Here is a 23668-nt window from a genome sequence, read left to right on the forward strand (position 1 = left end):
CGATAGGTCACTTAAAGTGTCGCGGGATGGAGCAGCCCGGTAGCTCGTCAGGCTCATAACCTGAAGGTCGCAGGTTCAAATCCTGCTCCCGCAACCAACTTTAGAAAATCCAAACACAGCCCGTGCGGACTACAATTGATCAACCCGATCAATTGCTTAACGATCAAACCTCGTCAGGCTCATAACATGAAGGTCGTAGGTTCAATTCCTACTCCCGCAAATAAAAATACACCGTGCAACATCAGATGTTTACGCACCGCCCTAGGGCGGTGTTTCTATTTGCACCAATACTTCTAGAAGCACTGTGGAAGCAACGATAGGAAACTTCTTTTCGTAACTAGCCACTTACCCCCTCAGCTCTTTTTTGCCAACTTCTGTGCTTCGCCCACGGTGACCTTGCCGTGACGACCGATGGAAATCCTCTCCTTAGAGCGTGTTGAAGCATTCAGGGCACGAACAACTGGTTCGGCGAACTGCTGTCTTTGGTATCAACTATTTTGGTAATAAAACGATAGCCTGCGGCTTGACCCGCTTGGTGGGCGGGGAAATGGAGCGGCGCGGATGACTTGATCTCTGGCGGCGCGTTCGATTTCAGGTGAGCCAGAGCTATCGACGATATCAACCCAAGCCAGTGATCCATCAGGATTAATTTCGAAGAATACCTGCGCAAACCCGCGGACCGGTACATAGACGACGGGCGTTTGATTGAGGTGGACCAGGACTTGTCCGGCATAGTTAGTGGTATCGGAGTTTCCAACGCCGCGACCCGAGGATTGATTTCGGCCACTGCTGGTTCGGAACGGATCAGCCCCTTCCTTTTGATACAGGCTTAAGGGCGACTCTACTGTCCGCGAAGGGTTGCGCAAATTGTCGAAGTTACTGAACCCATCGAGCGATTTTGGCGTATCCGTTGCGGGCCTTCTGTCCGGGAGGCGGGGGCGTTTGGAAACAGATACAGCCTGATCGGAAGGCGCGGCTTGTTCTTCTGGTGGCTCGTTTGTTGGCTCATCGACCGAACTTGGGATTTCTGGTTCGACTGCCGTACTCTCAAGTGGAGGGACCGGCGCAGTAGAGGCGTCTGTGGGCGGTAAAGCTGCCAAGCGCTCGGGTTCCGGGTCGACCGCTGACGTTACGGAGGTATCTGCGTCTGTGGCTGGTTCCGGATTGGACGGGGCGACCGGTTTGGTCGGCACCTCTTCCTGTAGCTCTGATCGTGGGGCGACGGGCGCTCCGACATCGGGTGAAGATACCTGCTGAGGATTGGGGGAAGCGACGAGTGTATCGCTGATCGGGATGTCGGCAGTATCGGGCTTAACAGTGTCTTCAACCGGAGGCTCGGGTGTTTCAGCAGAGTCCGGCTGCACCGGGTCCGTCGTGTCTTCGGTGAATTCCTCGAATGTGTTGCCAAGCTCGATCAAACTGACCGATTCCTCATTGGCCCGCAGTTCTGGCAGACTGGAACCGTAGAAACTGATCCCAAAGATATGCAGGACAAGCGAAAGCACACCCGCCAACGCAGCGATGGCTGCTGACTTCCGGATCATTATAAAGCCTGCTGGGTCACGAGGTACACAGATGGCGCCCCATGCCGTCGAAGGGCACCGGTTACCTCCATCAATCGTTGGCCTGAAACATTGCGGTCGGGGACAATCCTGACGGGTCCGTCATCATGGCTGGCCATAAAAGCCTCAGGGTCGGTTTGCACTCCGCGAAAGCTGAGGATGCCATCAGCGTTCAAGACAAGCGCATCGGGAGGGTCGCGGCCTTCGAGTTCCGATGTGTCGACAAGCTGAAGCTCGGGATCAAGCGGTGGTGCCAGGGTGCCTGCAATCAGAAAGAAGATCAGCATCAGAAAGACGACGTTGATCAGAGGGATGGTCGAGTCTCGTTTGCGGCTTGGGCGACCAAAGCGGATCATCGGTCTACTCCAACACCGTGACGGTCAAGCCATCGCGGCCACGCAAAACAACCAGCAAATCCACAAGTCGTTGGGCGGATGTATCCGCATCAAGGCTTACCAGTGCCTGACCGGCCCCGATCCGCGTAGACAGTTCATCCAGCGCCAGTGTTTCGCCATTCAAAGTCACGCGCTCGGTACCGATCTGGATGAATATTCGCTCGACGGGTTCAGCCGATTCTGATGCGCCTGAGGTTGCGCTGCTGATTTCGATCTCCGCGAACTTTGAGAAAGTTGAAGACAACATGAAAAACAGCAACAGCAAAAAGATGACATCGATGAGCGGGGTCATCGACATCGGTCGTCTGACAAAGGGCGCCGTGTTACGCATGTTCAGCGTTCAGAATCTCGGTCCTGCCTGAGGCGGGCTGGTTCGAGCTGTTCGGGACCAGAACCGTGCGCAGTGCTTTGTCCGCAAACACCCGTTCCCGGGCAGTTCGGCTTTCAAACCAAGACAAGACCATTGAAGTCGGCATTGCCACCGCAAGGCCAACGGCTGTTGTTACCAGAGCAACCCAGATGCCACCTGCCAACAATGAGGGATCGACAGAAGACCCGGCAGACTGAAGGCTTTGGAATGCATTGATCATTCCCAAAACTGTTCCGAACAATCCAAGCAGGGGTGCAAGCTGGGCGACCGTATCCAAAAGCCGAAATCCGCGCTCCAGCCCGGCCAGTGCCAATCCAGCTTCGGCATCCAGTCGAGCGTCCAGATCAGGAGTGTCCGGCGCGTCCATCGCGGCTTCGACAAGCGGTGCAAGATAGCTGCTGCTCCGAGCGAGGCGCGCGCGTGCAGTGGCTCGATCTCCAGCATCCCAGGCTTGCAGCGCTTGTGACAGAACCTTGTGCCGCCCTACGCCACAGGCAGCGAACTGCCAAAGCTTGTAAAGAGTAACTGCTAAGGTCAGGACCGACATGACAATAAGGATAGCCACAACGGGCCCGCCAAGGGTCAGGATCTCTCGAAGAGAAGAGAGAATATTCATCCAAGCAACTCCACTTCAATCCGGCTGCTGAGCGTTAGGGTCGATTGACAGATGTCGCTCTGAGAGCCTTTTACCACGCATGAACTCGCGCCATTGATCAATGCGCGCCCAACAGTCGTGCAAGACATCTCTGGCAGATCGAACTGACGGACACGTGGGCGATCCAAAGGTAAGTCGCGAAAATCAAAAAGCGAGAGGGTAACGACACTGCCTTCGGTGTCAAATATCACCGTCTCGAATACGGCTTCATCGATAGTGGCTCCGGATTGGTTGGTCACCAGAAAGGTCAATCTGCAGGCACTACCAACGTCTTCCAACGCATTGAGCTCTAACGAAATCTCAGCGACAGGCGCCTCAGCGGATTGGGCCAGAGCTGCAAAAGGAAGCAGGCATGCGAAACAGGTAAGCAGGACACGGAGAGATCTCATTGAAGGCACCTATATGCTTGGGCGAACCGCGATTGCCCGCGTTGTATAGCCGACAATGGTCCTCTCATACCTGATAGTACAATCACTTCAAAGGAGCGCTGAAACGATTGTGAATTCGACCATGTTCGAAGTCATATTCGAGTAAGTTATTTAGCAAAGTGACGTATAATATGGCAAAATGACGGAATATTACCTCATTTCGTCAAGATACGATCTGCAATCCGAACAAGTCGCCCTTCATAATCAAAAGAAACACAGAATGGAGGCGCGTTTTGAGCTGGAATATTTGCGTAGTCGGGGCGGGGAAGATCGGTCAGATGATCGCGACTTTGCTGAAAACCTCGGCACATTACACGGTGACTGTTGCCGATCACGATCTTGCGGCCCTGTCAGCATTCAAGAAACGGGGCATTTCTACGCGGCAGATTGATGCCAGCGATAGCGCGGGCTTGGAGAAAGGCCTTAAAGGGTTTGATGCGGTGATCTCTGCTGCGCCGTTCTTTCTGACACCGGCGATTGCGAGCGCGGCCAAAACTGTTGGGGCGCATTACTTTGACCTGACCGAAGATGTCGCCGCCACCAACGCGGTGCGCGAGCTGGCGCAGAACAGCGAGACGGCATTTATGCCGCAATGCGGGTTGGCCCCCGGGTTTGTCGGGATTGCAGGCGCTGCGCTGGCGGCGGAGTTCGATGAAATCGACAGCCTGCATATGCGGGTCGGGGCGTTACCGCTCTATCCGACCAACGCGTTGAAATATAACCTGACTTGGTCAACCGATGGGCTAATCAACGAATACTGCAACCTCTGCGATGCCATTGTGAATGGCGAGAGGGTTAAGACAGCCCCCCTCGAAGATTATGAGCTGATCGGCCATGACGGAGTCGAGTACGAGTGCTTCAATACATCGGGCGGGCTGGGCACCTTGCCCGAGACGCTAGACGGTAAGGCGAAGGCGGTATCCTATCGCTCGATCCGCTATCCGGGCCATCGGGATATCTTGCGCTTGTTGCTCAGTGACCTGGGACTAGAGCGTCGCCGCGATCTGCTGAAAGAGATTTTTGAAACGGCCTTGCCGCGTACGGATCAAGACGTCGTGTTGGTCTATTGCACTGCAAAGGGCATCGTTGACGGCACGTTGCGTGAGAAATCCCTGATCAACAAGTCCTTTGCGCGCACCATCGATGGACAAGTCTGGAGTGCGATCCAAGTAACCACTGCGGCAGGCGTATTGGGTGTCGTCGATCTGATGCGGACAGGGGTTCTGCCCTCGAAAGGCTTTGTTCGGCAAGAGCAGGTAAAGCTTGCCGATTTCCTGAACACCGAATTTGGCCGGCTTTATCGCGCCGGTGACGTTACCGAACAAAACAAGGCGGCTTGAGATATGAAAGACATTATAATGACTGCTGAAACCACGCTTGCGAATTTGGACCTGACTGCAGCTGAGCTTAGCGGCGGGTCGCTGCGGGTGACCTCTCCGATAGATGGCAGCCTGTTGGCCGAGGTTCACGAAACTCCGGTTTCCGAGATGGGGGCCATCTTTGCCCGCTCGAAAGCGGCGTTCAAGGAATGGCGCGTTGTGCCGGCTCCGCGCCGGGGTGAGTTGATCCGACTGCTGGGCGAAGAGCTGCGGGCCGCCAAGGACGACCTTGGCGCGCTTGTCAGTTGGGAGGCAGGCAAGATCACCTCGGAAGGTCTGGGCGAAGTGCAGGAGATGATCGACATCTGTGATTTTGCTGTTGGTCTGTCGCGGCAGCTTTATGGTCTGACCATTGCTTCGGAACGCCCGGGTCATCGGATGATGGAAACGTGGCATCCGGCGGGACCGGTCGGAGTGATCTCGGCCTTTAATTTCCCGGTGGCGGTATGGTCGTGGAATGCTGCGCTGGCCCTGGTCTGTGGTGATCCGGTAGTTTGGAAACCGTCCGAGAAAACGCCTCTGACCGCGTTGGCTTGCCAGAAAATCTTTGAGCGGGCGTTGGCCCGGTTTGGTGACGCCCCCGAGGGGCTTTTGCAGACCCTGATCGGTGGTGCCGATCTGGGTGAGGCGCTGGTTGCAAGCGAGGATGTGCCGATCATTTCAGCCACCGGCTCGACCCGGATGGGCCGCGCGGTTGCGCCGATCGTGGCGCAGCGCTTTGGCAAGTGTATTCTTGAGCTCGGCGGAAATAACGCGATGATCGTTGGGCCGTCGGCTGATCTGGAAATGGCGGTGCGCGCGATCGTATTCTCGGCTGTCGGGACAGCGGGGCAGCGCTGTACGACACTGCGGCGGTTGATTGTACACAACTCGATCCGCGAGGAACTGGTTGGGCGTCTGAAGAAAGCCTATGCAGGTCTGCCCATCGGTAATCCGTTGACCGAGGGTACGTTGATTGGGCCGTTGGTGGATGAAGCTTCGGGCAATGCGATGACCGCAGCGCTTGAATCAGCAAAGGCCGAGGGTGGTGCCGTGTTCGGAGGTCAGCGCGTGACCGAAGGTGTGCCGGGCGGTGTTTATATGCAACCGGCCATCGTTGAGATGCCGGGCCAGACCGCGACTGTGAAGGCCGAGACCTTTGCTCCGATCCTTTACGTCATGGGCTATGACGATTTTGCCGAGGCGATCGAGATTCAGAACGACGTGCCACAGGGCTTGTCGTCCTGCGTTTTTACACTGAACATGCGCGAAGCCGAGCAATTCCTGACAGCGGCCGGGTCGGATTGCGGGATTGCCAATGTGAACATCGGCCCGTCCGGGGCCGAGATCGGTGGCGCATTTGGTGGCGAGAAGGAAACCGGAGGCGGGCGCGAAAGCGGATCAGATGCCTGGAAAGCCTACATGCGCCGTCAGACCAACACGGTAAACTATTCGGCCGAGTTGCCATTGGCGCAAGGTGTCAAATTCGACATCTGAACTCGAATGTCCGGCGGCACCTGATCGTGCCGCCGGATTCAATCAGCGAACAGGTAATCCAGTTGCATGATCGCTTTGGCCTGATCGGCACTGATCCCCAGAAATTCCGCGATAATCACCTCATTCTCCGAACGTTCCGCCGCTTCGCGCAAATGGAACAGCCCATCATTCTGGGTACTGCGGATCAATTCAGATTCGTAAGCCAGCGCATTGCGAAGGGTCGGTAGCAGACGTGCGAGAGAATCCTGTGAGCTGTTCTGGCCCGCAAGACCGACGCGATAGGCATGGCCGGTCAGATATTCATCTGAATAGGCACATTCGATTTCCAGAACACGTGTTTGGGCCTGGTCTGCACAGAAATCCTGAATGACGTCCAGATTGGCCGGATCTACGCAGAGTACCAGCCTGTCGCTTTGGAAATAATCGAACAACATACGTGCAACGGCCCGCCGATGGCGCGACCGCTTAATCAGGGTCGTCTCGATTCCACCCAAATCGGGCAATGGCGTATCCTGCTCATCATAGATGTATTCGATACAGGGAATGGGGGTTTCCGACGCGATCTGGTCAACAAGCCGTTTGGCGACATGCCACTTCTTGCAAACAATCAAAAACGCCTGCCGCTCGGGGCCTAACGTATTGCCGACCTCCCAAAAGCGCTGAGCGAAACGTCGTCCTACCCGACCGCGACCGGCAAGGAAGTGATACAGATTACGCCCTTCGTCCGAGATGTGGAACGTGACTCCTTCGCTGGCATAAAGCTGACCCAACCGTTCCTTCAACTCATGGGCCTCGGGGCTGATCTTGCGAGCGAACAGGTAGTTCTGCCCCAACAGCATGTCATAGTGATCATTGTAGAAGGTGACAGGCATGCCATAGTCGGAAAACATCAAAAATGTCAGTGTACGGTTTTCGATTTCCTGCTTCGGGACGAGGTGGCGAACAAGCGTCTGAAAGAACGTCTCGTCCGGAATCCAGGTGGTCGAGAAAAACCGGACCACATCGCGGCGTTGGTGCAGGAAGTCCAGAATCATCTCGACTGTGCGACGGCGCAGGCACCACCACTGGCTGCCGATCTTGACCTGCAGGTCTGCAGGTATGCCGCGGGTCAGACCGAAACGCTTTTGCATTTCGTATGCGGCATAGAACAGGCGCGGCTGATTGCGTTCGTTGAAATAGTGGCGATAGATCAGCCGGTCTTCTTTCATTCCGGTCTTAATCCAATTGCTTTCGAAGAAGTCATGGCTTTCGATGAAATCCATGTCGCGTTCATCAAGGAAGCTGTGCACATACTCGGCGGTTTTAATTGCCATGCAATCGCCGGACAGCATGTAAAAATGGGTGACCCTCGGGAACTGATCCACCGCCGCCTGCAATGCATGGAGCGTGGCCTGAACCAGTGACCATTCGCCCCATCCGCATTTGATCCGCTTCGTTGCAAATGTGACATTGCGGTTATCTTTCAGGGCGTCGCGTATCTGCGCATAATCCGTATCGTTGGCGCGGGCGTCAAAATGGATCGCCATACAATCGCCGGCAGCCGTCAGCTGACGTGCCTGCGCAATGATCGCGTCAGGATCTTTGTGGCACAGCAAGATATAGGCAATCTTTGCCATTTGCGTCTCGTAATTCCCCGTTTCTGCCCAATTGCAACCGTGATACTGAGGATGAGCGATTGAATAAACAGAATATTTTTGGTTCTTTGGGTCAAAATGCCGGAGTATCAATGCGATAACTGGCTAAGGAGGCGCAGTAGATGGGTTTTCCCGGAACGTGGATGACCGAAAGTCAAAGCATGGTCTACCGTGTTGTGCCGAAATGCGCCTGTTCGACGATCGGGCAAATCATGTATTTCTCGGATCATGGCAGCTTCTTTGATGGTGACATTCACGATGCCAAGGACGGAATGCACAAGTGGGCCTTTGGTGCCAGTCAGGATCCGATTGCCAGAAATGTTCAATCGCACCAGTCCTATACATTCACCTGCGTGCGTAATCCCTACACACGCATTCTCAGTTCCTTTTTTGACAAGATCTGTGGCATCCAGCGCAACGGCAAACGATATCGCGGCAATCTGGTGCCAACGCTGATTTACAACTATGGAATCGAGGTTGGCGGTGACGATGGCAAAGGCGAGTTCGATCAGATCGCCAGTTTCCGCCGGTTTCTGTTATTTGCACGTGACACGATCCGTTGGCGGCGTCCGATGGACCCCGACATTCACTGGTCGGCCATGTCTGGCCATGTCTCGACGCTGATCGCTAATGGCGGGCGATATGATCGGATTTTTTGGACCGAGAAGTTCAACGATGGGATGCAGGGTGTATTGGACAATCTTGAAACCTCGCATCCCGTGACTCTGTCCGAAATCCCGCGCTTCAACGAATCCGAAGGCCATGGGCCAAAACGCGTGCATCCGGTCGAGGATTACTTTGACGATTTGTCGATGCATCTGGTCTACGAGATCTACAAACAGGATTTTGAACTGTTCAAGTACGATTTCGAAAATCCCGCCAACAAAATGCCGACGGGTGAGATCGATCTAGATGAGATTCACGCCAAGCTGGGTGATTAAGACGCTCGAAGTGTGAGGCTCCCGCCCATCGTCAATGTCTCTTGTGAGACATCTCCTCTGGTTGGGCCCGGCGCCGCGCAAAGCGCGGCGCCGGGCCCAAATTCCGATACATGGAATCGGCGCAGCCGATTCCATGTATCGGGTGCGGGAGTATTCGCCCACCCGCAGTGCTTAGACCTGACGGACGGCCCCTTTTGCGGCACTGGTCGTCAATTTGGCATAGGCTTTTAGCGCGGTGGACACTTTACGCTTACGTGGTGCAACGGGCTGCCAGCCCTTCTCGTCCTGCTCTTCGCGCCGCGCGGCCAGGTCTTCGTCGGAGACCGCCAGATGGATGCTGCGGTTGGGAATGTCGATTTCGATCGTGTCGCCGGTTTTCACCAAACCGATCTCACCACCTTCCGCTGCTTCGGGCGAGACGTGGCCGATTGATAAGCCCGAGGTGCCACCCGAGAAACGACCGTCAGTCAGCAGCGCGCAGGCTTTGCCCAGCCCCTTGGATTTCAGATACGAAGTCGGATACAGCATTTCCTGCATTCCCGGCCCACCACGCGGGCCTTCGTAGCGGATCACCACCACGTCACCTTCCTTGACCTTGCCGGTCAGGATGTCATTGACAGCCTGGTCCTGGCTTTCGCAGACATAAGCTGAGCCCGTGAATTTCAGGATGTTCTCATCCACACCCGCAGTTTTCACGATACAGCCGTCGCGCGCGATATTGCCGAACAATACTGCCAGACCGCCATCCTGGCTGAATGCGTGCTCTTTCGAGCGGATCACGCCGCCTTCGCGGTCAGTGTCCAGCTCCTTGTAGCGGTTCGACTGGCTGAAGGCTTGTGTAGTACGCACGCCGCCGGGCGCCGCTTTGAACAGGTCCTGAGCCTTCGGGTTGTTGGCGACTTTGATGTCCCAGTTGGCAATTGCTTCGCCCATGGTGCCCGAATGCACTGTATGGCAATCCTCATGCAGCAAGCCTGCGCGGCTGAGTTCACCGAGGATCGAGAAGATGCCACCAGCGCGGTGGACGTCTTCCATGTGCACGTTTTCGATGTTGGGCGCGACTTTGCACAAACAGGGCACTTGGCGGCTCAGGCGGTCCATGTCGGACATGGTGAAATGCACTTCACCTTCGTGCGCGATGGCCAGCAAATGAAGCACCGTATTGGTCGATCCACCCATTGCGATATCCAAGCTCATGGCATTTTCGAACGCGTCGAACGTGGCGATTTCACGCGGCAGGAAGCCTTTCTCGTCCAGATCATAGTGGCGCTTGGTGATCTCGACGATGCGGCGACCAGCTTCCAAGAACAACTCTTTACGGTCGGCATGTGTGGCCAGGGTCGAGCCATTGCCCGGCAGCGCCAGACCCAGTGCCTCGGCCAGACAATTCATCGAGTTCGCGGTGAACATGCCCGAGCATGAACCACAGGTTGGACAGGCGTTTTCTTCAATGTGTTGCACCTGCTCATCGGTAAATCGATCATCCGCTGCGGCAACCATGGCGTCGACAAGGTCGATCTTCTTGGCGTCCAGATCGGCGATGTCGATCTTGCCCGCCTCCATAGGTCCACCCGAGACAAAGATCGCAGGGATGTTCAGACGCATGGCCGCCATCAACATGCCGGGCGTGATCTTGTCGCAGTTCGAGATACAGACCATAGCGTCCGCGCAGTGGGCGTTAACCATGTATTCAACAGAATCCGCAATCACCTCACGCGAGGGCAGCGAATACAGCATCCCGTCATGGCCCATGGCGATGCCGTCATCGACCGCAATGGTGTTGAACTCTTTGGCGACACCGCCAGCGGCCTCAACCTCACGCGCAACCATCTGTCCCAGGTCCTTCAGGTGGACGTGACCGGGTACAAACTGGGTGAACGAGTTGACGATGGCGATGATCGGTTTGCCGAAATCGTCGTCTCCCATACCGGTGGCGCGCCACAGGCCGCGAGCACCGGCCATGTTGCGGCCATGGGTGGAGGTTCTGGATCGGTACATTGGCATGATGCTGTATCCCTATTGCCCAAACTGCGATATTGGGTGTGTACGTTATAGCGCACGTATCATATGTACGTTATAACGCACAAGACAAATCGCAGGGCGCGGCTATGGAATCGGACGAACTAACGCTGAAACTAAGGGATGTGCGGGCGGCATCCGGGCTGAGCCTGTCAAAAGTCGCGGAACTCACCGGGGTCAGCAAAGCTATGCTGGGCCAGATCGAGCGTGGCGAATCAAGCCCGACCATCGCGACCCTGTGGAAGATCGCGAAGGGTTTCCAGCTCCCGCTGAGTGCTTTGATTGGTACTGCTGCAATGCGTGACACGACAGATGCCGATGTGTTCAGTACCGTGAGATTTCCAGGAAGCATCGAAGTCAAGATTGTCTTTCCCTTTGATCCCGCATTGGGGGCCGAAACATTTCATGTCGAGTTGTCACCCAATCAAAGCCACGAATCTCCGGCCCATGCAGCAGGCGTAACCGAAGAGGTTTTTGTTCTGAGCGGAGCTTTGGACGTGCTGCGAAATGGAAACTGGGTTCCGCTGCAATCCGGTCAAGGATTGCGATTTTCTGCGGATGTGCCGCATGGATACCGCGCTGGTGATCAGGGAGCAGCTTTTCTAAATATGCACCACTATTCGCAACCAGCGGAAGTTTCAGAATAGGAAAGCCCCATACAATGACCGCACTACTGGACAGTTTGACCGTCGTCGATGCCATCGGCTCATTCGGGGCTTTGATCGTTGTTGCGGCATATTTTGCGACCCAGATGCGAGTGATGAACTCGGAGGATCTGGCCTTTCCGCTGGTGAATCTTATCGGTTCGGTGCTGATCGTGTTCTCACTGCTGCAGAACTTCAATCTTGCGTCCATGCTGATCGAAGGCTTCTGGATCATCATCAGCGTTATTGGGATCATCCAGTATTATCGCCTGCGTCGTTTGCGATAAATCCAGTGTGGTCGGGACGCTAGCGCTATCCAGCCTTGAACCTGCATCCTGCCAAGTATAGGGAAAACCCAAGCTCGCTTAGGGGAGGCATAGATGCAGGACGATCCAAAAACCCTCGTTTCTACCGAATGGCTTGCCGCACATCTCAAGGATCCGGATCTAAGGATTCTGGATGGGTCGTGGTACCTGCCGCAGCAAGCGCGAGACGCCAAGGCAGAGTATGACGCTGCCCACATCCCTGGTGCGCGGTTCTTTGATATTGATGAGATATCCGACCATCGTTCCGACTTGCCGCATATGGCACCTCCGGTCGAGAAGTTCATGTCGCGCCTGCGCGCGATGGGCGTTGGCGATGGCCATCAGGTCGTGGTCTATGACGGTGCGGGGCTGATGTCGGCGGCGCGGGTCTGGTGGTTGTTCCGTCTGATGGGACAGGACAATATTGCCGTTCTGGATGGTGGACTGCCAAAATGGCAGTCCGAAGGGCGCGAGATCGAAGACCTGCCCCCCATTATTCGCGACCGTCACATGACGGTGCGGGTTCAGAACCACCTTGTCCGCGATGTGACGCAAGTTTCATCAGCCGCGAAGCTTGCGGATCACGAGATCATCGATGCCCGCTCGGCGGCCCGTTTCGTCGGGACCGAAGCTGAACCGCGCGAGGGGTTGCGCTCGGGTCATATCCCAGGCTCGCGCAACGTGCCTTTTGGAATGCTGTTGAACAAGAATGGCACGATGAAGTCGCCCGAGGACTGCCGCGCGGTTTTCGAAGATGCCAGCGTCGACTTATCGAAACCCGCGATCACATCCTGTGGCTCTGGTGTGACTGCCGCAATTCTCAGCCTTGCCTTGGAACGCATGGGCAAGAAAGACCACGCGCTATATGACGGCTCCTGGGCTGAATGGGGTGCCTTCCCAACCCTGCCCGTCGCAACCGGAGAGAACTGATGTTCGAGAACCTTAAACCGCAGCCAGCAGACAAGATTCTGGCGTTGATGCAGATGTACCGCGACGACCCACGTGATCAGAAGATCGATCTGGGCGTTGGTGTCTACAAGAACGCCGAGGGGGTCACTCCGGTGATGCGCGCGGTGAAAGCAGCTGAAAAGCGTATTCTCGAAGAGCAGGAGAGCAAGGCTTATACCGGTCTGGCTGGTGATCCAGCCTTTGCGGACGCGATGATCGACTTGATCCTCGGAACTTCTGTCCCGCGTGGCAACATTGCAGCCGTAGCCACCCCCGGTGGTACCGGAGCCTGTCGTCAGGCGTTTGAGATGATCCGTATGGCCAACCCCACCGCGCGTGTTTTCGTGTCGAACCCCACATGGCCAAACCATTTGTCGATCCTGAACTATCTAGGGATCGAGACAGTCCAATACCGTTATTTCGACGGAGAATCGCGTGGCGTCGATTTCGACGGTATGATCGAGGACCTGAAAACTGCCAATGCAGGCGACGTGGTTCTTCTGCACGGCTGTTGCCACAACCCAACGGGTGCCAACTTAAATATGGTGCAATGGCAAGAGGTCGTGAACCTGATCAACACGCGTGGCCTCGTCGCAATGATCGACATCGCCTATCAGGGCTTTGGCGACGGTCTGGAAGAAGATGCGCAGGCAACCCGTCTGGTAGCATCGTCAGTGAAGCGCTGCCTGATCGCGGCGTCTTGTTCGAAGAACTTCGGCGTCTACCGTGAACGCACCGGCCTGCTGATGGCGATCAGTGACGATCCGGCACAGACTGCACTGAACCAGTCTACGCTGGCATTTCTGAACCGCCAGAACTACTCATTCCCGCCTGATCACGGCGCGCGGGTGGTGACGACGATCCTGAATGACGATGCTCTGCGGGCAGATTGGGCGACCGAATTGGAAGATGTCCGCCTTTCCATGCTGGGCCTGCGTCAGCAACTGGCTGATGAGTTGCAGAGCCTTAGTGGATCGGATCGATTTGGATTTATCGGCCAGCATCGCGGCATGTTTTCGCGACTGGGTGCCGCGCCAGAACTGGTTGAAAAGCTGCGTGCCGATCACGGCATTTACATGGTCGGTGACAGCCGCCTGAACATCGCTGGTTTGAACGCCAATACTGTGCCCATTCTGGCGCAGGCGATTGTAGATGTCGGCGTCTGAGCGATATCTTTGAATGAAGGAAAACCCGGGCGCGAACGCCCGGGTTTTTTTTTGTTTTTACTTGGTTGGCTATTAGCCCTTGGAGAATTCCGGATACGCTTCCATACCCAGTTCAGCCATGTCGAGGCCGTTGATCTCGTCCTCTTCGCTAACACGGATACCTACGGTGGCCTTCAGGATCGACCATAGGATAAGAGCAGCACCAAAGGTGAAGACACCATAAGCAATGATCCCGGTCAGCTGAGTGATCAGGCTGGCTTCGCCATAGAAGATCACGGCGATGGTGCCCCAGATGCCAGCGAACAGGTGGACCGGGATGGCGCCGACTACGTCGTCGATCTTGAACTTGTCCAGCATCGGAACCGCGAAGACCACGATGATACCGCCCACAGCACCGATCCACAGAGCGCCGAACAGGGTTGGGGCCAGCGGCTCAGCAGTGATCGACACCAATCCCGCCAGCGCGCCGTTCAGCACCATGGTCAGGTCGGGCTTTTTGTACAGCAGCTGTGTCATGATAAGGGCGGCAACGGCACCGGATGCAGCAGCCATGTTGGTGTTGGCAAAGATGCGCGATACGTCCGAGACATCTCCTACAGTGCCCATCGCCAGCTGCGAACCACCGTTGAAGCCGAACCAACCCAGCCACAGGATAAAGGTACCCAGAGTGGCCAGAGCCAGGTTTGAACCAGGCATCGGGTGCACTTTACCGTCCTTGTACTTACCGATGCGCGGCCCAAGGATGAGGGCACCTGCCAGAGCCGCCCAGCCACCGACCGAGTGCACGATGGTCGAACCAGCGAAGTCCGAGAAGCCTGCTTCGGACAGCCAACCACCACCCCACTGCCACGAGCCCGAGATCGGGTACATGATGCCGGTTAGGACAACAACGAAGGCAAGGAAGGGCCACAATTTGATCCGTTCAGCCACCGCACCGGACACGATCGAGGCGGTCGCTGCGACAAAGACCAGTTGGAAGAAGAAATCCGAACCGATTGAGGCGTAGTCAAGCGCCGCAGCATCTGCACCGACACCCACTGGGTCAAGCACGGTAGTCGAGAAGAACGGGCCCAGCCAGCCAGAAATGGTCCAACCATCACCGGGGTACATCAGGTTGAAGCCGATCAGCCAGTACATGATCGCGGCGATTGAAAACAGCGCGATGTTTTTGGTCATCTGCATCGCGACGTTCTTTGAGCGCACCAGCCCGCCTTCGAGCATGGCAAAGCCTGCAGCCATGAAGAACACCAGGAAACCGCCCATCAGGAACAGCAGCGTGGTGAATATATATTGGGTGTGTTGCGCGGGCTCTCCGGTAGCGGCCTCTTGCGCAAGACCCATCTGCGGCAGTGCGACGATCGCGGCGGCAGGGATGAGAGATTTCATCAGGTTCATTGTTAGTCCTCGAGTGATTGTGAGTAAGCGCGCTTAAAGCGCCTCTTCGTTGGTTTCCCCGGTCCGCACGCGCAGGGCTTGCTCGACATCGAGGACGAAAATCTTGCCGTCACCGATCTTGCCGGTCTTGGCGGTTGTGGTGATGGTTTCGACGATCTGGTCGGCCATGGTGGCGGGCACCACGATCTCAAGCTTGATCTTGGGAACGAAATTCACGGCGTATTCGGCACCGCGATAAATCTCGGTGTGACCCGATTGCGAGCCAAACCCTTTGATCTCAGTCACCATCATGCCGCGCACGCCTGCATTGGTCAGTGCTTCGCGCACCTCCTCAAGCTTGAACGGTTTGATTGTCGCAATGATCAGTTTCACGTCTTTCCCCTCTACTACTCCGGGCGGCCCGGCATTTTGCACCTGCAGAAAAATGCGCGACAGAGGTTCAGATGGAACGTTTTCGGAGGGTAAATGAGGGTAAAAAATCAGCAATTATGCACAATTTTTGCACAAAACACGCTACTTGGTGAAAATATAGGCAAACTTGTGAGGGGAAATACGGGTATTTCACACCTCTACATGGCCGTTCCGGCGGGGTATGGTGCCCCAAAAGCATAACCGGGCAGAGTTTGAGCATGACTGAGTCCAACCGTCGCAAATCGCGCCTTGTCGCGGATAAAAGGTACCCGACCAAAGGCCGAAAGCCTGCGGCGACCAAGCGGGCTGCAAAACCCGCTGATAAGAAGTCGACGGCCCGAAAAGCCGCTCCGCGCAAAACGGCGCGGAAGAAAACGCGGCGCAGTTCTGGTGGGAAGGGCGGTGGCATTTTCCGCCGGCTGTTCCGCTGGCTCTGGCGCATAATTTGGGGGATCACTTGGAGGGTCGGCGCAGTGGCGGGGTTGCTGTTGGCGCTGGCGGTGGGTGTTGTTTACACCTCATTGCCGGATGTCGATGCCCTGCTTGATGGGCGGGCACGTGGTTCGGTGACCTTACTGGATCGCGACGGCAAGGTCTTTGCCTGGCGCGGCGATCAGTTTGGCGGCGTGATTACGGCGGATACAGTTTCGCCGCATCTCAAGAACGCCGTGATTGCAACCGAGGATAAACGGTTCTACCGCCATTTCGGCGTCAGCCCGCGCGGTGTCGCCAGCGCGGTACGCATCAACCTGAGCGAAGGACGTGGACCGCTGTCTGGTCACGGTGGTTCAACGATCACCCAGCAAACCGCGAAACTTCTATGCCTGGGTGTGCCTTATGAGCCCAGCGAATGGGAGTCTGAGGCTGCATATGAAGCCGATTGCCGTCAGGGTTCGCTATGGCGCAAGGCGAAAGAGGCAGTTTATGCCATTGCGATGGAGGTCAAATACTCCAAGGATGAAATTCTGACGATCTATCTGAACCGCGCCTTCCTCGGTGCGGGAGCCCGCGGCTTCGAGGCCGCCAGCCAGCGGTATTTCGGTATTTCAGCAGCCGAAGTGTCTCCGGCCGAGGCGGCAATGCTGGCAGGTCTATTGGTGGCCCCGACACGCTATGCGCCAACGAACAACCTGCAACGTTCACAAGATCGGGCACGTTTGGTGGTTGGGCTAATGGAGACTCAGGGCTATCTGAGCAGCGCGCAGGCCAGCGAGGCCCGCAGCCGTCCGGCGCAGTTGTCCGAGGCCGCTGCCGCGCGTGCTGGTGGTTACTTTGCCGATTGGGTCATGGCCAGCGGGCCAGAGTTTTTCACACGTAACACAACCGAGGACGTGGTGATCCGAACCACACTGGATCAGCGCATTCAAACGTCGGCGGAAGAGGCGCTTAAATTCATCTTCCAGGAGAAAGTGCGCGAAGGGTCCAAAGCGCAGGCCGCTATTGTGGTGATGTCAGCGGATGGCGCGGTTCGAGGTATGGTCGGTGGGCGCAAGACCCGTGTTTCGGGGGCGTTCAACCGGGCTACGCAGGCTCTGCGTCAAACGGGTTCGTCGTTCAAACCGTTTGTCTATGCGACGGCCTTGGAGTTGGGATATTCACCGCTGGACACGGTGATGGATGAACCAACGTGCTGGAACATCGCAGGTTCAGGACAGTGGTGTCCGAAGAACTACACCAATAAGTTCTATGGCCGGGTGACATTAGCAGATGCGTTGAAGAATTCGTTGAATATTCCCGCAGTCAAAGTGGCGGATATCTCGGGGCTGGATAACGTGCGCACGGTTGCCAGTGGTTTCGGCCTTTCAAGTGATCTGGCCGAGGGACTCGCGCTGGCGCTCGGCGCATCGGAAAGCACGCTGATAGAGATGACGGGCGCTTACGCCGGTATCCTGAACGGCGGTTCAGCGGTGGAACCCTATGGTCTGACCGAGTTGATGCTGCTTGGTGAGACCGATCCAGTTATGATCACGACAACCGGTATCGGTGAACGCGTCATCAACGACAAGGCCGCCAAACAACTGACCTGGATGATGGAGCGTGTGGTCTCTGAAGGTACGGGTGGGCGCGCGAAGCTGCCGGGCTGGCAGGTGGCGGGCAAGACCGGCACGACCCAGGCCGCGCGGGATGCCTGGTTTATCGGATTTACCGCGGACTACGTTACGGGCGTTTGGATGGGGTATGATGATAATACGCCGTTGTCAGGTGTCACGGGTGGAGGCTTGCCGGCGGAGATATGGAAAGAGACCATGCTGCGCGTGACAGAAGGGATGACGCCCACGCCGTTGCCCATGCTGGCGCCGGACCCACCGGTCAGAACCGCGCAGCCGCAGCAACAGCGCCGTAAGAATCAAACTGGTTTGGACCGTGCGATCAACAACCTGCTGAACAACATCTTCGGAAACTGACCAACAAAAAAAGGCGGTGCGCTGAGCACCGCCTTTGATGTCTGAATGATCGTAAGATCAGACGCTTTCGTCTAGCGCTGCCAGAATTGCATCACCCATTTCGCTGGTTGAAACCGGCTCAACACCATCTTCGGCCAGCAGATCAGCCGTGCGAACGCCGTCGGCCAGAACCTTCTCGATCGCGGTTTCCAGACGATCCGCTTCGTCGCCCTGGTCAAAGCTGTAGCGCAGTGCCATGGCGAAGCTGAGGATACACGCAATTGGGTTGGCCTTGCCTTGACCTGTAATGTCCGGGGCCGAGCCATGAACGGGTTCATACATGGCCTTAGGGCGGCCATTCGCCATCGGTGCGCCCAGCGAGGCAGACGGCAGCATGCCCAAAGACCCGGTCAGCATCGCTGCGCAATCGGATAGTACATCGCCAAACAGGTTGTCGGTGACGATCACGTCAAACTGTTTGGGCGCGCGCACAAGCTGCATCGCGCCGTTGTCTGCATACATGTGTGACAGCTCGACCTCGGGGTATTCCTGACCGACACGTGTCACGACCTCGCGCCACAGGATGCCCGATTCCATCACATTGGCTTTTTCCATCGAGCACAGTTTCTTATTCCGGCGCATCGCCAACTCAAACGCGGAACGTGCGGCGCGTTCGATCTCGGATTCGGTGTAGCGCTGGGTGTTGATGCCCACGCGCTCATTGCCTTCTTCAAAGATGCCGCGCGGTTCACCGAAGTACACGCCAGATGTCAGCTCGCGCACAATCATGATGTCGAGGCCAGCGACCACATCCTTCTTCAGCGACGAGAAATCCGCCAGCGCGTCGAAGCACTGAGCTGGGCGCAGGTTGGAATACAGGTCCATTTCCTTGCGCAAACGCAGCAGTCCGCGTTCGGGTTTCAGGCTGAAATCCAGATCGTCATACTTAGGGCCGCCAACAGCCCCCAGCAGCACAGCGTCGACCTCTTGTGCCTTGGCCATGGTCTCATCCGATAGGGGCTTCCCGTGCGCATCATAGGCAGCGCCGCCGACCAGATCCTCGCTCACGTCAAATTGAAGACCGCGATTGGCGCCGAACCAATCGATGATTTTGCGCACTTCGGCCATAACTTCCGGGCCAATTCCGTCTCCGGGCAGGATGAGGAGCGAGGGGTTGGACATCGACAGTCTCCTTGCGTTTTGTCGCACAGGCCCTAGCGTTTGCGGCGCATCGGGTCAATGAGACGAACCCATCAAATCACGAGGAAACCACATGCTGACACCCGGAAATCCGGCCCCATCGCTAAAAATCGAAACAGTAAGCCATGGCACCTTTGATCTTGAGCGCGACACTGGCGAAAACGGAACGCTGGTGATTCAGTATCGCGGCCTGCATTGCCCGATCTGCGTTCGCCAAATGGGTGAGGTCGAGGCTGCGCTGGATGAATTCGCCGAGCTGGGGATTGCGGTGATCATGATCACCACGGATACCGACGAACGTGCGGCCGAGACGGTTGAGAAGGCCGGAGTGTCGAAGCTGCGCGTAGGATACGGCCTGTCCATGGCCGACGCGCGGGATGTCTGGGGCCTGAACATCTCGGTGGCTCGTGAAGGTAGTGCCGAGCCAGCGTTGTTCGCTGAGCCGGGACATTTCTATATCAAACCTGATCAGACCCTCTATTACGTCTGGCAGCAGACAACGCCCTTTGCGCGACCGCCGATGTCGGACATCGTCGGCGGTTTGAAATTCACCTTGGCTAATAACTATCCTGCGCGCGGCACCTATACCGGCGCGCTGTAGGCGGTTTTAAAGCCGGGCCTTCAACCCGTCGGCCAGCAAATCCCAGACTCTGCGAATGCGCGGGGTCTGTCGCATCGCCTGAGGGGCAGCCAGCCAGACCGGCAGCACCGGTATCTCGACATCAATATCTAGCACTTCGACCAGAGGATCGGACTGCGCGATGCTGAGTTGGCTGAAGCCCACCCCACACCCTGCGCGGATCAATTCCCAATAGGCGGTCTGGTTGTCGCATCGCGTGGCAAAGCTGCCCCGGCTGGCAGGCCAGCCCTTGTTCCGCATAGCGGTGATAATGTCTTCATTGGTGTCAAATCCCACAAGGTCGTGCTGCATCAACTCTGTCGGCGTTGTTGGTCGCCCTGCACGATCCAGATAGCTTTGGGCGGCGCAGAAACATAACGGAACCTCACCGATATGCTTTGCCACGATGTCAACCTGTTCGGGCCGATACATGCGCACGGCAATATCGGCCTCGCGGAACAGCAAGTTTTCGCTGGCATCCGAGGCGACCAGATCAAGCTGAATCGCCGGTTCTGCCTCACGGATTGCGGCAAGTATCGGCGGCAACAGGTGATGCGATACAAATACCGAAGCGGTGATCCTGACCGACCCTTCCAGCTGTTGCGCCTGACCCGCTGCCGTCAGCCCCAGGGCATTGACTGCGCTGTACATCTGCTGCGCCATTGGCAGCACTTGCTGCCCCACCTCGCTGAGCGTCAGTCCACGCGCGTGACGATCAAACAGCGAGACCCCCAATTCTTCTTCCAGCGCATGCACCTGACGTCCAAGCGTCGGCTGGCTGCGACCCAGTTGCTTTGCGGCTGCGGATAGTGAGCCGGTTTCGGCAACCGCCAGAAAGCTTTGAACTAAGGACCAGTCGGATAGTTGGAGTGTTTTAGCCATTCAAAAACGAATACATAATCTGCGATTTTTCGCAATTTCCAAAACATCGTGAATGAATAGATTGATCCGGAACGGAGGGATCAATGCCACAAACGGTACTTATTCTCGGGGCCACCGGTCGATTTGGACGCAACGCTGCAAGAGCCTTTTCGGATGCGGGATGGATTGTGCAAAAGTTTGATCGACGCAGGGAGGAATTGCGCACGGCGGTACGTGGAGTAGACGTCATCGTGAACGCCTGGAACCCGCTTTACCCCGACTGGGCGGAGCAGGTGCCAGAGTTGCATCGTCAGGTAATCGCCGCTGCATCAGAGCGTGACTTGACGGTCATTGTCCCGGGGAACGTTTATGTTTTCGGTGCGGATACGCCCGGCCCCTGGTCGACCAGGACACCGCATCTTGCGCGAAATCCGTTGGGACGCATTCGGATCGAGATGGAAGAGGCTTATCGTGCCTCGTCGGTTCGGACCATCATGTTGCGGGCAGGTGATTTCATAGACACCACGGCCTCTGGCAATTGGTTCGATCAGATTCTCATCAAACACTTGCGGCGCGGGCGCTTTGTGTATCCCGGCAATCCGGATATCGAGCATGCTTGGGCCTATCTGCCCGATTTAACTCGCGCTGCTGTGGAGTTGGCAGAAATGCGCAGCCTGCTACCGCGTTTCTGCGATGTCCCCTATGCTGGATACACCTTGACCGGCAATGAAATGGCATTGGCGCTTTCGCAGGTTGCGGGGCGTGAACTCACCCTTAAACAGATGGCATGGTGGCCTTTGCATCTGGCCCGCCCGTTCTGGCGTATGGCGCCTCATTTGCTTGAGATGAGGTATCTATGGAATACTTCTCACCGGCTGGACGCACGCCTCTTTGATGCTCTGCTCCCGGAATTTGCGCAGACCGACCTAAATGACGCGTTGAGGAACGCCGTGTCTGAACCTGTGCAATATGAATCCCGCCAGCGATTCGGCACAGTCATACGGTCATGATCGAAGCCTATTCGTCGAATAGATCGACCCAGACAAGCCGGTGACGGCTTGCGGCGACGGCCGCGTCACGGGATGTGGGTTCCGGCCAGTAAATGCCCGCATCGTGCACACGCCAATCCGCCGAAGGTAGGACATAATCCACTCTCATCTCGCCAACGCCCTTCCACAAAACTGTTGAAGTTGACCCCGCAGGGTCAACAGGCATCGGATCCTGCAGTTGCGGATTGGCCAGAAGATCACGGATTGCCGATTTGCGACCCTCGCCTTTGTAAGGATCCTGGTTCGCATCACCTGCGATGACAAAACGCCCCGTAGGTTTCTCACCCAGATCACCGTTCAGCAAAAGCGACCAGAGCCGAATTTCATCCCTGTTGCGCAGTCCGTTCCGATCTTCAGGTCCATCAAAGACAGGCGGGCTGGCGTGAAACGTCATCAGGTTTAGGCGACCACCCGGGGTGTCGACCGGAACGACCCAATGCGATGTAGAAGACAGCCGCTGAACAGCCTGCGCTTGTGGTGATGGGAAGGGCTCTCCATCCTTGGCTGGCAGCTGGGCATTCGGCAAGTCGCGCCACCGCATCTGGGTGAATGACCGCAATTGATCGGTAGCGATAGGATAGCGGGACAGCACTGCCAGCCCATTCTGGCCGGTGAACCGCCCCCAGCCTTGTGCATCGCCCGGACCGCCCGTCTCGCCGTCCCCATCCAGATCCAACGCGGTTTCGATCCCGGAATTGGGTTGCTCGGCGTAACTGTATCGATAATCCAAGCCGTTGCTTTTCAGCGCCTCGACCAGCGCAGCAAGGGCAAGCCCGTCTAAATCCCAATCGATGCCTTGCAGCGCGACGATATCGGGTCGGGTTGTCGTCAGCACCTCGATCACCGCAGCGACCTGAGGGTCGTTCCGCCGAATATCACGCAGCAACAGGCCGGGACCTTCGCGACTGAGTTCTGTATTGAAACTTGCGATGCGCAATGTCTCTGCCTGTGCCGTAAACGGCAACAGCAACAGAACCAGCAGTCGGATCATGCGATCTGAGTTGACTCGGAAGTTGAGTATGCGCGGCGCTTCTCAACGATCAGGCCGGCAATGCGCAGTGTCGCCATGCCTCGCATGATCATGCTGGCAGGCAGGAATGCCCATGCGCAAAGCGTCCAGATCAATGTCTGCGGATTGCTGAGCGCGATCGGCGTGATGAAAGCAGCCATCAGCTTGATCAGGGCGGGAATCAGGAAAGGCAGCAAAGCCCCAATTGCGATGTTGAGCCGCCCGTCACGCTGCAGACGGGTGACCACATCACCACCCTTGGTTGGGTCAAACAGCGGTAGATTGGTCCAGACGTTGAACGCGCCGTTGCCTGTTGGCCATCCCCGAAGCTTCACTGCATAGGCAAAGCTGGCGATGGTAACCAAGGCCGCGACATAAGCGACGCTGGCGGAGATACGCACCAAATCTACAAGGGGCTGGCTGGCATCGGCGGGCAGCATCAGAACCACAAGACGAACGGGGGAGTAGGGGAAATCCACCACATTCGCGACCATCAGGCCAACTGAATAAAACAGGCCAGTAAGTTCCGAGGGGGCATAGGCGTTTTTGCAGATTAGCGTCAGGAAGGTAACCATCGACATCAAACCGACAAAGCGCAGCCTGTTCACAGGTGGTGCGTCACGAAATTCGATAAAGCTTGGAAAGGCCGAGTTGTATTCCGAGAAAGTCAGGATAAACGCAAGGATCGCCAGAAAGACGACAATCTCAGTCCCATTCGACGTCGATGTAGGCAGGTACAACGCAGGGGTAAGCACCATAAGTGCTACCAATAATCCACGTATCGCCGCCCCCGTTGTGCGTGCAATCACAATCCGAAC

At 56.6% G+C, this 23668-nt stretch carries 23 protein-coding genes and 1 tRNA gene; 11 read left to right on the forward strand and 13 right to left on the reverse strand.

The genetic code is table 11. The features are described from left to right. Positions 1 to 20 precede the first annotated feature (20 nt). Positions 21 to 97 (forward strand) — tRNA-Met (locus ACR0KC_RS20695). A 391-nt stretch (positions 98 to 488) separates the two neighbouring features. Here the strand turns inward: ACR0KC_RS20695 and ACR0KC_RS20700 are convergent. Genes ACR0KC_RS20700 through ACR0KC_RS20720 form a run of 5 tightly spaced genes read right to left on the reverse strand, consistent with a single transcriptional unit; the run spans position 489 to position 3371 of the window. Then, positions 489 to 1544: an energy transducer TonB family protein gene (locus ACR0KC_RS20700; protein ID WP_480772264.1), complete on the reverse strand. Its 1056-nt coding sequence runs from the start codon at positions 1542 to 1544 to the stop codon at positions 489 to 491. Continuing rightward, the gene (locus ACR0KC_RS20705; RefSeq protein WP_480772265.1) at positions 1544 to 1918 is read right to left on the reverse strand and encodes an ExbD/TolR family protein; all 375 of its coding nucleotides are present in this window, start codon (positions 1916 to 1918) and stop codon (positions 1544 to 1546) included. The genes ACR0KC_RS20700 and ACR0KC_RS20705 overlap by 1 nt, the downstream gene beginning before the upstream one ends. 4 nt (positions 1919 to 1922) lie before the next feature. Further along, complete coding sequence (locus ACR0KC_RS20710; protein WP_170395115.1) at positions 1923 to 2249, reverse strand: biopolymer transporter ExbD; 327 nt, start codon at positions 2247 to 2249, stop codon at positions 1923 to 1925. Between the two features lie 31 nt (positions 2250 to 2280). After that, the gene (locus tag ACR0KC_RS20715; RefSeq protein WP_480707545.1) at positions 2281 to 2943 is read right to left on the reverse strand and encodes a MotA/TolQ/ExbB proton channel family protein; all 663 of its coding nucleotides are present in this window, start codon (positions 2941 to 2943) and stop codon (positions 2281 to 2283) included. Continuing rightward, positions 2940 to 3371 carry a hypothetical protein gene (locus ACR0KC_RS20720; protein WP_480707546.1) on the reverse strand — a complete coding sequence of 144 codons (432 nt, stop codon included), beginning with the start codon at positions 3369 to 3371 and terminating at the stop codon, positions 2940 to 2942. Before ACR0KC_RS20720 ends, ACR0KC_RS20715 begins: the two co-directional genes overlap by 4 nt. A 272-nt stretch (positions 3372 to 3643) precedes the next feature. On the opposite strand from ACR0KC_RS20720, the gene ACR0KC_RS20725 reads away from it, so the two are divergent. Both ACR0KC_RS20725 and amaB read left to right on the forward strand, forming a co-directional pair. Next, positions 3644 to 4750 (forward strand): saccharopine dehydrogenase NADP-binding domain-containing protein, encoded by a 1107-nt coding sequence (locus ACR0KC_RS20725; protein WP_170626354.1) that lies wholly within the window; start codon positions 3644 to 3646, stop codon positions 4748 to 4750. Positions 4751 to 4753: 3 nt separating this feature from the next. Next, the gene (amaB, locus tag ACR0KC_RS20730; protein ID WP_480707547.1) at positions 4754 to 6265 is read left to right on the forward strand and encodes an L-piperidine-6-carboxylate dehydrogenase; all 1512 of its coding nucleotides are present in this window, start codon (positions 4754 to 4756) and stop codon (positions 6263 to 6265) included. A gap of 38 nt (positions 6266 to 6303) precedes the next feature. Here the strand turns inward: amaB and ACR0KC_RS20735 are convergent, their stop codons facing one another. Further along, complete coding sequence (locus tag ACR0KC_RS20735; RefSeq protein WP_480772266.1) at positions 6304 to 7881, reverse strand: DUF5928 domain-containing protein; 1578 nt, start codon at positions 7879 to 7881, stop codon at positions 6304 to 6306. 140 nt (positions 7882 to 8021) lie between these two features. On the opposite strand from ACR0KC_RS20735, the gene ACR0KC_RS20740 reads away from it, so the two are divergent. After that, positions 8022 to 8840, forward strand: a complete 819-nt coding sequence (locus tag ACR0KC_RS20740) for a sulfotransferase family protein (protein WP_170423261.1) — start codon at positions 8022 to 8024, stop codon at positions 8838 to 8840. A 171-nt stretch (positions 8841 to 9011) separates the two neighbouring features. On the opposite strand, the gene ilvD is transcribed toward ACR0KC_RS20740, so the two are convergent. Then, positions 9012 to 10844, reverse strand: a complete 1833-nt coding sequence (gene ilvD, locus ACR0KC_RS20745; protein ID WP_170395133.1) for a dihydroxy-acid dehydratase — start codon at positions 10842 to 10844, stop codon at positions 9012 to 9014. Positions 10845 to 10948: 104 nt separating this feature from the next. Between ilvD and ACR0KC_RS20750 the strand changes: the two genes are divergently transcribed. The 4 genes from ACR0KC_RS20750 (at position 10949) to ACR0KC_RS20765 (ending at position 13922) form a co-directional block, all read left to right on the forward strand. Beyond that, positions 10949 to 11506 carry an XRE family transcriptional regulator gene (locus ACR0KC_RS20750; protein WP_170395136.1) on the forward strand — a complete coding sequence of 186 codons (558 nt, stop codon included), beginning with the start codon at positions 10949 to 10951 and terminating at the stop codon, positions 11504 to 11506. Positions 11507 to 11520: 14 nt separating this feature from the next. Then, positions 11521 to 11790 carry a CBU_0592 family membrane protein gene (locus ACR0KC_RS20755; protein WP_170395139.1) on the forward strand — a complete coding sequence of 90 codons (270 nt, stop codon included), beginning with the start codon at positions 11521 to 11523 and terminating at the stop codon, positions 11788 to 11790. Positions 11791 to 11883: 93 nt separating this feature from the next. Further along, positions 11884 to 12738, forward strand: coding sequence for a 3-mercaptopyruvate sulfurtransferase (gene sseA, locus ACR0KC_RS20760; protein ID WP_480562686.1), 855 nt, complete (start codon positions 11884 to 11886; stop codon positions 12736 to 12738). Continuing rightward, entirely contained in the window at positions 12738 to 13922 is a 1185-nt protein-coding gene (locus ACR0KC_RS20765; RefSeq protein WP_480772267.1) for an amino acid aminotransferase, read from the forward strand. The genes sseA and ACR0KC_RS20765 overlap by 1 nt, the downstream gene beginning before the upstream one ends. 72 nt (positions 13923 to 13994) lie before the next feature. Here the strand turns inward: ACR0KC_RS20765 and ACR0KC_RS20770 are convergent, their stop codons facing one another. Together ACR0KC_RS20770 and ACR0KC_RS20775 are read right to left on the reverse strand one after the other, a co-directional pair. Further along, a complete protein-coding gene (locus ACR0KC_RS20770) occupies positions 13995 to 15317 on the reverse strand; it encodes an ammonium transporter (protein ID WP_170395150.1) in 1323 nt (440 codons plus the stop codon). 33 nt (positions 15318 to 15350) lie between these two features. Further along, the gene (locus ACR0KC_RS20775) at positions 15351 to 15689 is read right to left on the reverse strand and encodes a P-II family nitrogen regulator (RefSeq protein WP_039541190.1); all 339 of its coding nucleotides are present in this window, start codon (positions 15687 to 15689) and stop codon (positions 15351 to 15353) included. A 257-nt stretch (positions 15690 to 15946) separates the two neighbouring features. On the opposite strand from ACR0KC_RS20775, the gene ACR0KC_RS20780 reads away from it, so the two are divergent. Next, the gene (locus ACR0KC_RS20780; protein WP_480772268.1) at positions 15947 to 18133 is read left to right on the forward strand and encodes a transglycosylase domain-containing protein; all 2187 of its coding nucleotides are present in this window, start codon (positions 15947 to 15949) and stop codon (positions 18131 to 18133) included. Between the two features lie 57 nt (positions 18134 to 18190). Here ACR0KC_RS20780 and leuB read toward each other — a convergent pair whose 3' ends face one another. Further along, positions 18191 to 19294, reverse strand: a complete 1104-nt coding sequence (leuB, locus tag ACR0KC_RS20785; protein ID WP_480753824.1) for a 3-isopropylmalate dehydrogenase — start codon at positions 19292 to 19294, stop codon at positions 18191 to 18193. A 91-nt stretch (positions 19295 to 19385) separates the two neighbouring features. Between leuB and ACR0KC_RS20790 the strand changes: the two genes are divergently transcribed. Beyond that, positions 19386 to 19913, forward strand: a complete 528-nt coding sequence (locus tag ACR0KC_RS20790) for a redoxin domain-containing protein (RefSeq protein WP_480772269.1) — start codon at positions 19386 to 19388, stop codon at positions 19911 to 19913. Between the two features lie 6 nt (positions 19914 to 19919). Here ACR0KC_RS20790 and ACR0KC_RS20795 read toward each other — a convergent pair whose 3' ends face one another. Further along, positions 19920 to 20813 carry a LysR family transcriptional regulator gene (locus ACR0KC_RS20795; protein ID WP_480772270.1) on the reverse strand — a complete coding sequence of 298 codons (894 nt, stop codon included), beginning with the start codon at positions 20811 to 20813 and terminating at the stop codon, positions 19920 to 19922. A gap of 83 nt (positions 20814 to 20896) precedes the next feature. Between ACR0KC_RS20795 and ACR0KC_RS20800 the strand changes: the two genes are divergently transcribed. Further along, positions 20897 to 21802: a sugar nucleotide-binding protein gene (locus tag ACR0KC_RS20800; RefSeq protein WP_480615143.1), complete on the forward strand. Its 906-nt coding sequence runs from the start codon at positions 20897 to 20899 to the stop codon at positions 21800 to 21802. A 7-nt stretch (positions 21803 to 21809) separates the two neighbouring features. On the opposite strand, the gene ACR0KC_RS20805 is transcribed toward ACR0KC_RS20800, so the two are convergent. Together ACR0KC_RS20805 and ACR0KC_RS20810 are read right to left on the reverse strand one after the other, a co-directional pair. Next, a complete protein-coding gene (locus ACR0KC_RS20805; protein ID WP_480772271.1) occupies positions 21810 to 22832 on the reverse strand; it encodes an endonuclease/exonuclease/phosphatase family protein in 1023 nt (340 codons plus the stop codon). Further along, entirely contained in the window at positions 22829 to 23659 is an 831-nt protein-coding gene (locus tag ACR0KC_RS20810; RefSeq protein WP_170395166.1) for a hypothetical protein, read from the reverse strand. The genes ACR0KC_RS20805 and ACR0KC_RS20810 overlap by 4 nt, the downstream gene beginning before the upstream one ends. Positions 23660 to 23668 lie beyond the last annotated feature (9 nt).

This window comes from Ruegeria sp. CF3 (genome assembly GCF_056537365.1).

Coding starts and splice junctions, on each gene's coding strand:
- ACR0KC_RS20755 (WP_170395139.1), top strand. CDS start 11,521: ATGACCGCACTACTGGACAGTTTGACCGTCGTCGATGCCATCGGCTCA.
- ACR0KC_RS20805 (WP_480772271.1), bottom strand. CDS start 22,832: ATGATCCGACTGCTGGTTCTGTTGCTGTTGCCGTTTACGGCACAGGCA.
- amaB (WP_480707547.1), top strand. CDS start 4,754: ATGAAAGACATTATAATGACTGCTGAAACCACGCTTGCGAATTTGGAC.
- ACR0KC_RS20735 (WP_480772266.1), bottom strand. CDS start 7,881: ATGGCAAAGATTGCCTATATCTTGCTGTGCCACAAAGATCCTGACGCG.
- ACR0KC_RS20740 (WP_170423261.1), top strand. CDS start 8,022: ATGGGTTTTCCCGGAACGTGGATGACCGAAAGTCAAAGCATGGTCTAC.
- ACR0KC_RS20765 (WP_480772267.1), top strand. CDS start 12,738: ATGTTCGAGAACCTTAAACCGCAGCCAGCAGACAAGATTCTGGCGTTG.
- ACR0KC_RS20710 (WP_170395115.1), bottom strand. CDS start 2,249: ATGACCCCGCTCATCGATGTCATCTTTTTGCTGTTGCTGTTTTTCATG.
- ACR0KC_RS20795 (WP_480772270.1), bottom strand. CDS start 20,813: ATGGCTAAAACACTCCAACTATCCGACTGGTCCTTAGTTCAAAGCTTT.
- ACR0KC_RS20790 (WP_480772269.1), top strand. CDS start 19,386: ATGCTGACACCCGGAAATCCGGCCCCATCGCTAAAAATCGAAACAGTA.
- leuB (WP_480753824.1), bottom strand. CDS start 19,294: ATGTCCAACCCCTCGCTCCTCATCCTGCCCGGAGACGGAATTGGCCCG.
- sseA (WP_480562686.1), top strand. CDS start 11,884: ATGCAGGACGATCCAAAAACCCTCGTTTCTACCGAATGGCTTGCCGCA.
- ACR0KC_RS20700 (WP_480772264.1), bottom strand. CDS start 1,544: ATGATCCGGAAGTCAGCAGCCATCGCTGCGTTGGCGGGTGTGCTTTCG.
- ACR0KC_RS20800 (WP_480615143.1), top strand. CDS start 20,897: ATGCCACAAACGGTACTTATTCTCGGGGCCACCGGTCGATTTGGACGC.
- ACR0KC_RS20750 (WP_170395136.1), top strand. CDS start 10,949: ATGGAATCGGACGAACTAACGCTGAAACTAAGGGATGTGCGGGCGGCA.
- ilvD (WP_170395133.1), bottom strand. CDS start 10,844: ATGCCAATGTACCGATCCAGAACCTCCACCCATGGCCGCAACATGGCC.
- ACR0KC_RS20715 (WP_480707545.1), bottom strand. CDS start 2,943: ATGAATATTCTCTCTTCTCTTCGAGAGATCCTGACCCTTGGCGGGCCC.
- ACR0KC_RS20705 (WP_480772265.1), bottom strand. CDS start 1,918: ATGATCCGCTTTGGTCGCCCAAGCCGCAAACGAGACTCGACCATCCCT.
- ACR0KC_RS20770 (WP_170395150.1), bottom strand. CDS start 15,317: ATGAACCTGATGAAATCTCTCATCCCTGCCGCCGCGATCGTCGCACTG.
- ACR0KC_RS20720 (WP_480707546.1), bottom strand. CDS start 3,371: ATGAGATCTCTCCGTGTCCTGCTTACCTGTTTCGCATGCCTGCTTCCT.
- ACR0KC_RS20780 (WP_480772268.1), top strand. CDS start 15,947: ATGACTGAGTCCAACCGTCGCAAATCGCGCCTTGTCGCGGATAAAAGG.